This is a genomic window from Desulfosporosinus sp. (assembly GCF_014237355.1).
Classification (GTDB): domain Bacteria; phylum Bacillota; class Desulfitobacteriia; order Desulfitobacteriales; family Desulfitobacteriaceae; genus Desulfosporosinus.
This window is the reverse complement of sequence record NZ_JABZFS010000018.1, coordinates 25,856-38,171: the sequence shown is the minus strand read 5'-3', so window position 1 is coordinate 38,171 and position 12,316 is coordinate 25,856. Positions and strand designations below refer to the sequence as shown.

General features: G+C 49.7%; 10 protein-coding genes and 1 tRNA gene. All 11 read right to left on the bottom strand.

Translation table 11 applies throughout. From position 1 onward, the window contains the following. Positions 1-33 precede the first annotated feature (33 nt). A complete protein-coding gene (gene selA / locus HGJ98_RS04310; RefSeq protein ID WP_291349825.1) occupies positions 34-1,416 on the bottom strand; it encodes an L-seryl-tRNA(Sec) selenium transferase in 1,383 nt (460 codons plus the stop codon). A 24-nt stretch (positions 1,417-1,440) separates the two neighbouring features. Next, positions 1,441-2,595 (bottom strand): glycine/sarcosine/betaine reductase complex component C subunit alpha, encoded by a 1,155-nt coding sequence (grdD, locus tag HGJ98_RS04305; protein ID WP_367142666.1) that lies wholly within the window; start codon positions 2,593-2,595, stop codon positions 1,441-1,443. A gap of 22 nt (positions 2,596-2,617) precedes the next feature. Continuing rightward, positions 2,618-4,159 carry a glycine/sarcosine/betaine reductase complex component C subunit beta gene (gene grdC / locus HGJ98_RS04300; protein WP_367142665.1) on the bottom strand — a complete coding sequence of 514 codons (1,542 nt, stop codon included), beginning with the start codon at positions 4,157-4,159 and terminating at the stop codon, positions 2,618-2,620. A gap of 91 nt (positions 4,160-4,250) precedes the next feature. Beyond that, entirely contained in the window at positions 4,251-4,721 is a 471-nt protein-coding gene (gene grdA, locus HGJ98_RS04295) for a glycine/sarcosine/betaine reductase complex selenoprotein A (protein WP_291349822.1), read from the bottom strand. A 79-nt stretch (positions 4,722-4,800) separates the two neighbouring features. Further along, the gene (locus tag HGJ98_RS04290; RefSeq protein ID WP_291349821.1) at positions 4,801-5,118 is read right to left on the bottom strand and encodes a thioredoxin domain-containing protein; all 318 of its coding nucleotides are present in this window, start codon (positions 5,116-5,118) and stop codon (positions 4,801-4,803) included. Between the two features lie 42 nt (positions 5,119-5,160). Beyond that, the gene (trxB, locus tag HGJ98_RS04285; protein WP_291349820.1) at positions 5,161-6,090 is read right to left on the bottom strand and encodes a thioredoxin-disulfide reductase; all 930 of its coding nucleotides are present in this window, start codon (positions 6,088-6,090) and stop codon (positions 5,161-5,163) included. A 49-nt stretch (positions 6,091-6,139) separates the two neighbouring features. Then, complete coding sequence (gene selB / locus HGJ98_RS04280; RefSeq protein WP_291349819.1) at positions 6,140-8,059, bottom strand: selenocysteine-specific translation elongation factor; 1,920 nt, start codon at positions 8,057-8,059, stop codon at positions 6,140-6,142. 151 nt (positions 8,060-8,210) lie between these two features. Further along, a tRNA-Sec gene (locus HGJ98_RS04275) sits at positions 8,211-8,306 on the bottom strand. A 419-nt stretch (positions 8,307-8,725) separates the two neighbouring features. Further along, on the bottom strand, positions 8,726-9,640 hold the full coding sequence (locus tag HGJ98_RS04270; protein ID WP_291349818.1) for an ABC transporter permease: 915 nt from the start codon (positions 9,638-9,640) through the stop codon (positions 8,726-8,728). Continuing rightward, the gene (locus HGJ98_RS04265; RefSeq protein WP_291349817.1) at positions 9,637-10,701 is read right to left on the bottom strand and encodes an ABC transporter permease; all 1,065 of its coding nucleotides are present in this window, start codon (positions 10,699-10,701) and stop codon (positions 9,637-9,639) included. Before HGJ98_RS04265 ends, HGJ98_RS04270 begins: the two co-directional genes overlap by 4 nt. Further along, positions 10,691-12,223, bottom strand: a complete 1,533-nt coding sequence (locus HGJ98_RS04260; protein WP_291349816.1) for an ABC transporter ATP-binding protein — start codon at positions 12,221-12,223, stop codon at positions 10,691-10,693. Before HGJ98_RS04260 ends, HGJ98_RS04265 begins: the two co-directional genes overlap by 11 nt. Between the last annotated feature and the right edge of the window lie 93 nt (positions 12,224-12,316).

Sequence of the window (12,316 nt, the reverse complement as noted above, 5' to 3'; positions counted from 1 at the left end):
TTTCCCATCCGCCGGTTCCGCATAGAACGATGGTTATGTCTTTGAAATATGGTTCAGACGTGCCGCCAAAGTTGGTATTTCATTGCCGTCGACCGTGCGCATATCGAGGAGGACGCTGTCCTGTGAGACACGAGCGATCACTGGCGGATTGCCCATTCGCAAGCGCTCTTCCATCGCATTGGCGGATAGCCGATCCGACAATATACCAACGGCACAGGATGCAAGGGTCACATCTGGCAGCGAGCCGCCGCCAATCTGCGACAATGTATCCATCATCGAATAATGTACATCGGGCCGCGCCTCCAGCAGACTGATAAGCATCTTTGCCTTTGCCTCAATTTCCGAGACGGGCGAAGTAATCATCCGTAATGTCGGAATACTCTTCACTGCCCTATCCGGGTCAAGGTACTGACGCAACGTATATTCCAGCGCAGCCAGTGTCAGCTTGTCGATGCGCAGTGCACGCAGCAGGTGGTTTTTCTTCATGCGATCAACCAGTGCTTTACGCCCCACAATGATGCCGGCCTGCGGCCCGCCGAGCAGCTTGTCGCCGCTGAAGCACAGCACATCAGCATAGGGCACGCACTCCGCCACGGTTGGTTCCGTGCGGATGCCATAGTCTTTCAGCTGAGCAAGCAGCCCGCTGCCCAGATCGTAAATGACCGGAAGCCGGTTTTCCTGCCCGATGGCCCATAGCTCCCTGAGCGGTACCTCCTGAGTAAAGCCCACAATGCGGTAATTGCTGGTATGCACCTTGAGCAGTGCGCCGGTTTCATCCGTAATGGCCTTCGCATAGTCGGCTGGGTGCGTTTTGTTGGTTGTACCCACCTCGACCAGCTTGCAGCCGCTGTGCGCCATGATATTCGGCACGCGGAAGGAACCGCCGATCTCCACCAGCTCACCCCGCGAGACAATCACCTCAGCGCCTTTGGCAAGTGTATCCAGTATGAGGCAGACTGCCGCTGCATTGTTATTGACCACTAGGGCAGCTTCCGCTCCCGTAATTTCCGTAAGCAGCGCCTCCACATGTGCATGGCGTGAACCTCGCTCGCCGCTCTCTAGGTCATACTCCAGATTGGAATACCCCGTTGCTGCGGCGGTCAGGGTCTCCATTGCGTCATCCGAGAGCCGCGCCCTGCCAAGGTTCGTGTGCAAAATAACACCCGTGGCATTGATTACACCCCGTAGATGGCTTTGCAGCACCTGCCCCAGTGCAATCAGAATCCTGTCCGTAATGCCCGGCACACCCACTTCACTGGAATTTCCGTCTAGAATTGCGTGCCGGCATAAATCAATCTGTTCCTGCACCACGCGCTTAACGACCTGTCCGGGCATGCCGGCCGTTACGGTTGCAAGCCGGCGCAGCAAGTCATCCACCTTGGGGAGCCCACGCAACAGGGCTTGTTTCTCTTCCACGGCATAGCCTCCAGATTTCATGAGTTACGAACCGATATAGCCCTTGTCGGCCAAAATCCATCGCGCTTGTTCCAATTGTTCCTCCGCGACAAGCACCATCGGCCCAGTGCAGCCCATGCCGCTTTCGGCATAAATGCCCGCAGCCCAGAGCTGGCGAACGGCGTCCTCAAGATCGAGGATTTCAATCCCCATGATCTCCTCAGTGACGACAACCTTCGGCGGCGCCTTTATCTCCTGCGGTTCTTCCGCACCCTTTTTCTCCTTTTGCAGGCCGGCCAAAAGGTTGTCCAGGCCCGCTTTTTTCGCTGCGGCCAACTCCTGGGCGAAAATCTTTTGATAGCCGCCCTTTACAAGCTGTGCGGCAAACACCATTGCGCCCCGGGCCACTGGCATGCCGGATGCCCGTGAGATAATCAAAATCAACTTGTTAAAACCTTCTCCCAGGCCCGGCCCGTAGCCATAACCAAGGGATTCGTAGTTGCCGCCGGTTGTATAGGCGGCCAGCAGCTTCATTAGCAGGTTGCCAGTCAGCGGGTCCGTCACCATCACATCGCAGGAAGCCGCCAGCAGGTCATTACCGCGCATCACCGCGCCGCCGTCGCTGCGCCCCGACTGTGCAAATGTAATAGGGTAACCCGCCGCCTGCAATTTCTGCAGTGCGATCTCTGCCTGTCTGGCGCCGTCCACATTCAGAATGCCAACCGTTGGATTTTGAATGCCGCAGGCTTTGGCCGTGACAATTCCATAGATCGCGTTGCGCACCATACCCTCCACGCGATCAAGAGCAGTTGTGCCGGTCGTTGTGGCGATAAACATTTCCTTTCCGGTGGCCGGCGTAATCACACGGCCAACGGTAGAAACGCCGATTGGGAAGGGGTAATGCATGGTTACGCCGCCCAGCGCTTCACCGCTGTCAAGGAGGCTTTCGAGACGCTTATGGCCCTCCTCGCTGCTAGAGACGGATACGACCTCCACGCCGGGGTAGTCAAGGGGCTGGCTGCCGATCAGCTTCACGAGAAGCCCCTGGTCAGCAGCCTCTTTAGCTGCCTGGTAAATCAAATCCTCGCCGTGCTCACTGCCCATCGCCGTTACGGCAATCGGCACCCGCTGCATGGACGCACCGTTTTCCAAGATATCCGCCATTTGCAGGAATACATCCGAGATTGTCTTGTTGATCATATTACTCAACTTAGCGTCCCCCCTATTCCTGCAGCAAGTGGCCAGCAAAATCCTTGAGCGACTGCGCGATCAGCTTCTTCACGGTTTCTTCCGAAACAGCTTCCGCCTGGCCCTTTCCGCTGTTTTGCTGCAAGACGAAGGATACGCCATCAAACAGGTTTGTCATACGGCCGAGGAACAGGCTCCCCTTGCCGATAAACATGGCACGGCTGATTTTGCCGTCTAAGATATCCTGCCTGGCAAAGCCCATATACGGCACGCCGGAAGGAATATGCCCCTGTGTCGGAGCCCAGCCAACCATGCCGTGCTTTTTGACAAAATCGGCAAGCTCCGCCTTTTGAATATCACCTCGCATTGCAGCGAGGGCACCGATCATCTTGTAGTTTGCTTCCGGCACATTGCCGGCGCCCGCTGGCTTTGTAATATCCGGATTCTGCATTTCCACGGAATACTTGTCAACATCCGTCAGCTTAAGCCCGGCCTTTTCGAGGGCGGCGGCTGTCAGCGAGGAGATTACAGCCTGGGGTGATGAACCGGTACCCACCGTATGCCTGCCGAGGATATCTGTGTTGATTTCCGGGCTGATGCCGTCGTTTTCGCCGACAAGTATGGCAAACCCGGCCACACAGTCCTCCAGTACCGGCAGACCCTTTTTCACGTGGTCTTTGCCGTTCATACCCAGCTTCGCAGTCGAGCCGCCGGCTGCAACAACTACATATTTGAACAAGCCGGCTTTTACGAGGGATGCCGCTTGTAAAAGCGCATGAGTAGGCCCTGCGCAGAAGCCGCGTACATCACAGCCGGTTGCGTTGGTAAGGCCCGCGATTTCCGCAGCAGCCTTTGCAAAGTTGCCGCCGCCGCGCTGGTTCATATCGCCACAGGCCTCTTCCGAGCATTCGATGACATAAGCAATCTCGTCCTTGTCCACATCTGTTTTATCCATCAGATGCAGGATCGACAAGACGCAAGACGCCTTGGATACAATATTTTCAAAGATAACATGCGCCGACAGAGATTCGTCGATGTCATGGGCAGCCTTGATGCAGCCTACTATCTTACCCAGATAATAGATCGGTTCTGCGTGCTCTTTATCAATAAGTTTACGCAGTTCCGCCTCCTCGCTGGGCTTATCGAACACCTGGAGCTGAGATGCATCGATCAGGGTATGCTGCCCCAGCTTTTCCTTTACTGACGCTGAGAAGCCGGCCTCAAGCTTGACCAGGTCGAAAACATCGCAAATCTTCATCATACCAATAAATTCATCTTCAGGCATGATTTCCCCATATTTGCCCTTGCGCTGTGCGCCCAGGGCCTTCTGCTCATACCAGGGTAAAGCATAACCCTCGAGCTCTTCAGGGGTCATATTGCCGATGTACACCTGATTTGGCAGGTAAGCTACACAATCCTCGTAGCTGCGCAGGCTTTTTTCCAGCTGTGTCAGGTATTCAGCATTCGGATCCGCTTTGCGCTGTGTAGTCTGTGTTGTACCATTGTTCACAACCATATCCGGCGCGTGGGCAATAAAGTAGCTCGCGCCTTTTACCACGCTGTACAATTCAAACACCCTTTCCGTTTTGGCAAGATATACAAAGGGGCGATGACACGAAACAAAACCGGTATGCTGGTTCCTTTCCTTTGTCATCATCCCTTGCCAATTAGTTGTATTTACAATATTGCTCGCGGATCGATGTCATTTCCTTGATGATATCATCAATGTCCAACACCATTTCCATCATGCTGATCTGCTCCTCATACACCTGAGGGTCGACTTCATCCTTAATCTCTGGTTCGCAGACATGGTATACACGCAGTCCTAACTGGACTCCCGCCAATGGACCTGCAAAAGTCGGGTCACCTGCGGTTACGGTTTCAGCTGCCAGTCCGGCTGCTTCACCTTCGGCTGCCCCGAGAACAATCACGATGTTCTCGGCACCGAATTCTTCCGTAAACTCTTTCACCCGCTTTTGATTCTCCAGATCCATGGCGCCTGCCGCAGTTCAAACGAAGCATTCTGTCGATGAGAATACAACGTCTGCGCCGGCTGTTGTGCAGCAGTCTGCAATCGCCGGACCTGGTATGCCATCCCTGTCGCCAATGATTATGACTTTCTTGTCTTTCAGCAACATGTTTTCTTCCTCCTTTTAGAATTTTGTAAGTCATTAGGATTTTATAGTCAGTGCACAGAGGCAAAGTGCCGCTGCTTCACTAAATATACTTTTGAATCATGGCCTCGATAGTTTCGGGCGTTGCATCGTCCTTGACAAGCTCCTCCACCTTTTCCCCACCTTTGTAAATCGCAATAACAGGAAGGCCCAGAATCTTCTGGCTGATGGCTAAACGGCGCGCGCCGGTGGTGTTCAGCTTTGTGAACTTGATCTTGTCGCCATATTTTTCGCTGAAGCCCTCAATATGCGGCAGCAGCGCCTTGCAGGGCTCACAACCGTCACCGAAATAATCTACCAGAACTGTGCCCTCCGCCTTCAGAACTTCGGCTTCAAAGATTTCCTTGTCCAATAACAGCATGTCCTTCTCCCCTTTTCTTTGACTATATTTGAGACCTTTATGTTAATGCTCCAGATATTTTTCCACCGTCATGGCTGCAATTGCTCCGTCCGCTGCCGCGGTGACCACCTGCCGCAGTGTTTTAATCCGGATATCCCCCACTGCAAATACACCCGGAATATTTGTGCGCATCTCTTCGTCGGTTTTGATATAACCGTTTTCCATTGCCAGTACGCCCTCAAAAATAGCCGACTGTGGCAGGAACCCAGTAAAGCCAAATACACCAAAGGTACCATCTTCTTCATTAGCGAGCACTTCGGTCAATTCGCCGGTCTTGACATTTTTGACCACCATCCTCTCCAACAGGCCGTCGCCCTTTAGCTCCTCTACGACGGTATCCCACATAAATTTAATCTTCGGGTTGGCAAAGGCCTTTTCCTGAATGGATTTCGCTGCACGCAGTTCATCCCGGCGATGGATGATCGTGACCTTCCGCCCAAATTTTGCAAGATATATACCTTCTTCTACAGCGGTATCGCCGCCGCCAACGACATAGATATCCATATCCTCGAAGAAATTGGCATCACAGGTTGCACAATAGGATACACCCTTGCCAATCAGCTCCTTCTCACCCGGGCAGCCAATCGGGCGCGGGAATGCGCCGGTCGCCACAATAATAGCCTTAGCATGGTATTCACCGTGCAAGCCCTTGACAACCTTAACATCGCCGGAAAAATCCACAGACGTGATGGTATCCTGGGCGCGCTCCACACCGAACTTTTCTACCTGTTTGGTCATTCGCGCCACCAGCGACGCGCCGGACTCTTCGTCCAGACACCCAGGATAGTTTTCAATCTCCGATGTGATGACAATCTGTCCGCCATCCTTCTGTTTTTCGATCAGCAGTGTGTTTAGCCGAGACCTGCCTGCATAGAGGCCGGCGGAAAGTCCGGCCGGGCCTGCCCCAAGAATAATAACGTCATAAACCTGCATATCGTTCCACCACCCATTCTCTTCATAATTTTGTTTATGCCTATAGCATCTACAACAAAATACGATCCTCGCCGGCGCGCTTTGTCAGCTTCTCCTTATCGAAACGTTCCAACAGCAACAGCGCATATTTCCGGCTTGTCTGCAGCCTGTCACGAAAATCCGGCAGCTTGATTACGCCATGTTTGGCCGCAAGCTCTTTGACGATCTCTCTGGCATCCTGGTATAGCTGCCTGTCAATCACCAGCTGCCCATCTAGCGCCATCAGCGTATCCTGCAGCAGATATTCCATCACCTGCTGTTTTTCCCTAAAACTTCCGACAAGCTCCGGCAAGCTTGGTAACGTATAGCCGCATTCACGCACCTTGCCCTCCAGTTCTGCACAAATTTCCTGCTGGCTCGGCGAAAACTGCGGGCTGAAATCAGCGATTGCCACCAGATTGTCGGCAGCTTTCACCACGTTTCTGGATTCCAAAAGGGAGAGCAACAGAGAAAACTCCTTATCCCCTCCGGCGAATGTCTGGCGGGATTTCAGCTCCGCCTTGGACATTCCCCTGCGCAATGTGTATGTGTGATGGTAGTTCCGCAAAAGACCTATCACTTCTTCTGTAAACGTACCAACACTGTCTGGATGTATGAAGACGTCCTGCAGCCGGATCAGCCGTTCGGCTGCCAGCAATTCATGCAGGGTATCCTCAATCGATGCCAGATATACCAGCCCGGCCAGCATATCTTTTGTAAGCAGCGGATGCGCCCGCACAAACGTCTCCAGCATATCGGGCGCAGAGCCGGTATCCTTCAGTCGTACAGTGTCCAGAATCTCCTGTGTTACCTTGGGGTACCTCGGCGCAGTAGGGTCAACTACCCTGCCGCCGCCTATGGTTTCGACGGGCGAAATTGTACGAAGCACAAAGGCGTCCCCCTTGCGCACCACCGCCTCCTGCTCAAACAAGATCTGCCCATACGCCTCCTGACCTGCTGTCACTTGCTTAACCCCAAATGGGATAATTTTCACAATCAGCTCCCGCGCACCGATATACAGTTTCAGACGATCCATTTTCTTGATGGTAAAGTTCGTGTTTCTGCTCAAGCTAAACCGGACATCCATTACCTTTGTGGCAAAGACCGAATCTTTTTTTGCAATGACACAGCCACGGCTTACCTGTGTCGTAGCGATACCTGGCAGATTGATCGCCGTACGCTGTCCAGCCCGCGCCTCACGCACATCCTGCTCATGTATTTGCAGGTTGCGCACCTTGGCCGGGTGCCCTTGGGGATAAATCACCACCTCATCGCTGACATGTAATATCCCCTCCGATAGGGTTCCGGTGACCACCGTGCCAAATCCGTTAACAGAAAACACCCTGTCCACGCTCATTCTGGCGTCCTTTTCCACACTGCGATGATCCACCAGTAGCGCCATACTATCCAGGTGGCCAACCAAGGCGTCAATCCCCTTGCCGCTCAGTGAATCCACCTCGATCAGCGGTGCATCCCGCAGGAAGGTATCCTGTAAATACTCTTTGGTGTCTTCGAGAACCAATTCCTTAAACTCCTCGTCCACCCTATCAATTTTCGTCAGCACAACAATGCTCTGTTTGATATCCAGATAGCTCAGGATATCGATGTGTTCTTTTGTCTGCGGCATTACGCCTTCATTGGCTGCAATGACCACCATGGCAATATCAATTCCGCTGGCGCCTGCCAGCATGTTCTTTACAAAGCGTTCATGCCCGGGTACATCCACAAGGCCGGCGACTTTTCCGCATGGCAGCGTAAAGTAGGCAAATCCCAGATTAATCGTAATGCCGCGCCGTTTCTCTTCTTCCAGCGTGTCAGTATTCCGCCCGGTCAGCGCCTTTACCAAGGCCGTTTTTCCATGGTCAATATGACCTGCGGTTCCTATGACAATACTCTCCATGTCTTCAACCCCGCACAACGATTTTAATGTCACCCCGATGCTCCACGGCAATTATCCTGGTACTCGGCAGCTCCAATGCTGATAACCTTCTTAACAGCGCAGCCGCTTCCTTAGGATAGTAATTCCTTTCACTTACTACGGCAAAATTGGTGACCCGAACGAATATGCCTCATTCGACAACGGCTTATTATCCGGGCCGTATTGGCGGAAGCATATGGGAATCGAACCCACCCACGGCAGTCAATGCCGCAACACGGTTTTGAAGACCGGTAGGCACACCAGTTACCTTTCTGCTTCCATAGTCGATTGTCTACAATCAACAATCGATGATTTTATTATAGCCGTTAAACAATTATTTGACAAACGTATTTTTAAATATTAAGCATATCCTTTATTTCGATTTTCTATTAATATAAGCGCGATCATTCCATGCTATATATTGATTTTTCGACAAAATGAACGGTATTAGCTCACGCCAATCTTCCTTAATTAGCATATCTTGGGTGCTCTGAGGGTAACAGGTTTAAACTTCCGTTCCACCTTCACTTCATTCCCATTGAAAAAGCCTGTCCCGAAACGAATACGTATTCGTTCCGGGACAGGCTTTTTATCGTGACTAGCTAGGTACCAGGAATATCCAGACCACCGCTTTCATATCTAGAAGGGTTATTTGGCTTACCTTCAGTAAGGTGGCTAGCTCTTGAGGTCACTAGGGAGTTAATTCTCTTTCAAATAAGGAACTCCCAATTTAGCAGGTACACTAAAGGATTTTCTGGAAACCGTTAAAACAATCGTCATAATATAGGGCAGAGCAATAAATAATTCATTGGGAAATAACGCACTGCTCCCTGTAGATTGCATATAAATAGCAATTGCTTCAGCAAATCCGAAAGCCAGGGTACCAATAACTGCACCTTTGGGATTCCAATTGCCTAAGAAGCAAATGGCAAAAGCAATCCAACCACGACCCCCAATAATATTCGTTGTAAACATGCCCAGAAAACCAATCGAATAAAAAGCACCGGCTACTCCGCCCATAACCCCTGCTAAAAGCACCGTAAGAAAGCGAACCCTAAGAACATTGATGCCTGCCACATCCACCGCCTCAGGATTTTCACCGGCAGACCGTATCGTTAAACCAATAGAAGTTTTATAGAGTATGAAATAGGAGAGAGGCGCTAACAAATAGATAATGTAGGTCAATATAGTTTGATTAAACAGTATTTGCCCAAGCAGCGGAATATCTGAAAGCAACGGAATTGGAATCGTTGCTAAAGGATCAACGGTTAGCGGAGTTATAGGAACTCCAAAAATGACTCGGTACAAAAATGAACAAAGGCCTACTACCAAAAGATTGATGGCCACCCCTGTAACCACTTGATGCTGCTTTAAATAAATGCAAATCCAGCCATATAAACTTGCCACCAACAAACCGGCCAGCATGGCAGATATAAATCCCACGGTCAAACTGCCGCTTAAATACCCTCCCACAAAACCGGCCCAGGCTCCCATTAAAAAGATACCTTCAATAGCCGTTACCATCATCCCCGTTCGTTCGGCAATGACTTCTGCTATAGCTCCAAACAGCAATGGCGTCCCCATCATTATTGTTATACTTAACAAATAGATCATTTTGCCACCGCCTTTTGTAATTTGCGTTTTTCCCGGTTATTTTCTAACCAGGTCCGAACAAAATACGATAAAATAACAAATACCATCACAAAGCCTTGCATCAATTCAATGATACTTGAGGGGATCCCTGACATCTGCCCCATAATAGTACCACCAACCTTCAGCGCACCGAATAAAATAGCGGCAAAAATTATGCCTATGGGGTTGCCATTGGCTAAAATTGCAATTCCAATCCCAGCTGCTCCAAGGTCTGGATTAAAGCCCTGAACCAACATATGTTGCACCCCGTTAACTTCTGTAAATCCGGCCACTCCTGCTAATGCCCCACTAATAAAAAATGCCAGAATATACAGTTTCTTGGAATTGATGCCTGACATTTCCGCTGCTCCTGCATTATAACCTACGGCACGGATACGATAACCCAGGGCCGTCTTGTAAAGCAGAACCCAAACCCCAACACACGCCAGCACTGCCAAAACAAAACCAATGTGCAGCCTGGTACCCGGGATCATATAAGGCAGCCAAACAGACTCAGCAAGAGCATCCGTTTGAGGGTATTCCGCTTTCGTTTCCATGAGAAACGTTCGCAGCGAATAATTCATAACTGCCAAAGCCACATAGGTGGACATCATACTAACTAAAAATTCATTGGAATTGTACCTGGCCTTAACAAAACCGACAAATGCCCCCCAGAGGCCACCGCCAACAATCGTTAGGAGCAAGGTAATAATCAGGACCAGCCAACCAGGCAAGATGTTCTGAAGAAGCAAGGATCCGGCGGCTGCAATTACCGCACCAATGTAAAACTGCCCTTGGGCGCCAATATTGTATAAATTAGCTTTGTAGGTAAATGCAAACGCTAAGGCAGTGAACATCAAAGGGGTTGCCTTCACAAAGATGTCAGCAAAGGTATATCCGTCACGCACCACGGAAGTAATTAATACGCTATAGGCGTTAACTGGATTTTTACCCAGAAAAAGAAGCATTAACCCACTGGCAACGAGTCCTAAGACAATGGCCAGAATATTGGTGATCAGTAGATCTCGTAGCTTAGCCTGCATCGTTGCTCACCTCTCCTTCGCGAAATCCGGCCATTAAAAGACCAATCTTTTCGGTGGTAAGCTCGGAACTGTTAAATACCCCTTGTATTTCGCCCTTATACAAGATCGCAATCCTGTCAGATAGCGCAAAAATCTCCGAAAGCTCAGTAGAAACCAGTAAAACACTTTTTCCTTTGGCACGTTCCTCAAGAATAACTTGGTGAATGTGGTTAACCGCGCCCAGGTCCAACCCTCTGGTCGGTTGATCGAAGACGATGACCTTCTCTCCATTATCCACTTCCCTGGCCAAAACCACTTTTTGTTGGTTGCCCCCTGATAAACCCCGGGCAATGGTCTCCGGTGAAGGAGCCTTAATTGAATAGTCCCGAATCTCCTGTAAGGCGTATTGATTAAGCTTTTTCTTATTAATAAACCCACGCTTTTGCCACTTTTTATCGTAACTACTCTTCAGCAGCATATTCTCGGCAATGGACATATCCATAATCATGCCATCACTGCTTCTGTCCGCAGGAACATAGCCAATTCCCAAGTCAATCCTGGCTCTGATTCTTCGTTCAGTAATATCCTCCCCATCCAGCAAGACTCTCCCCTTTGTCGGCAAAATAGCACCACACACTATTTCGCAGAGTTCCTGCTGTCCATTGCCACTAACCCCTGCAATTCCAAGAATTTCTCCTTTGTGCAAGGTCAAAGAAATATCCTTCAAGGCCGGAACCCCGTTTTTCTCCTGCACGGTAACATGTTGGATTTCCAAGCGCACTTCCTGAACAAGAGATTCCTGCCGGTCATCTTTAGTTATCCAATTTAAATCTCGGCCTATCATCAACTTGGATAATTCCAGTTCGTTGGTCTCATTCCGTTTTATGTCTCCATAGACCTTTCCCGCCCTCATAACAATAATCCGATCCGCAACACTCATGACCTCTTTTAACTTGTGGGTGATAAAAATAACCGAATTACCTTGGGCGGTGAAATCTCTGACAAAGCCCATGAGGTTTTCAGCCTCTTGAGGAGTGAGAACTGCCGTTGGTTCATCCATAATTAAAAGATTGGTTTTTTGATACAAGGCCTTTAAAATTTCTACTTTTTGTTGAACACCTACTGCCAAGTCGCGGATATAGTCATTAGGATTAAGCTCAAAGCCATAAAGCTCGGCTAGCCTTTTGATTTCTCCCCCAAGCAACTTCTGCTCAATTATTCCATGAACATTGCCTAAGATAATATTTTCTGTCACAGTGTGAGCAGGTACCAGAGAAAAATGCTGTTGGATCATAGAAATCCCAAGTTCCATGGCCTCCTTGGGCGAATTGATTTTTATCTCTTTGCCATCTTTAAATAGTTTCCCTTCGTCGGCCTTGTATAGTCCATAGAGGATCTTCATAATTGTACTTTTACCTGCTCCGTTTTCTCCCAACAAAGCTAAAACTTCCCCTCTTTGAATGGAGAAAGAAACATCTTTATTAGCTATAACTTTGGCAAAGTATTTACTGATCCCCCTAAGTTCAAAAAAAGCTGTCTCCACAATTTCACCACCTATTCAAAAAAATAGAGGCACCTCTCGGAACCGCTATTTTTTTGCTTTATTTATTTATAATTTAAAATTAAAACGAACTTC

Bases quoted from the DNA above. Each gene is read 5' to 3' on its own strand.
- HGJ98_RS04265 (WP_291349817.1), bottom strand. From the start codon at position 10,701: ATGCAGGCTAAGCTACGAGATCTACTGATCACCAATATTCTGGCCATT.
- trxB (WP_291349820.1), bottom strand. From the start codon at position 6,090: ATGCAGGTTTATGACGTTATTATTCTTGGGGCAGGCCCGGCCGGACTT.
- HGJ98_RS04290 (WP_291349821.1), bottom strand. From the start codon at position 5,118: ATGCTGTTATTGGACAAGGAAATCTTTGAAGCCGAAGTTCTGAAGGCG.
- HGJ98_RS04270 (WP_291349818.1), bottom strand. From the start codon at position 9,640: ATGATCTATTTGTTAAGTATAACAATAATGATGGGGACGCCATTGCTG.
- grdD (WP_367142666.1), bottom strand. From the start codon at position 2,595: ATGATCAACAAGACAATCTCGGATGTATTCCTGCAAATGGCGGATATC.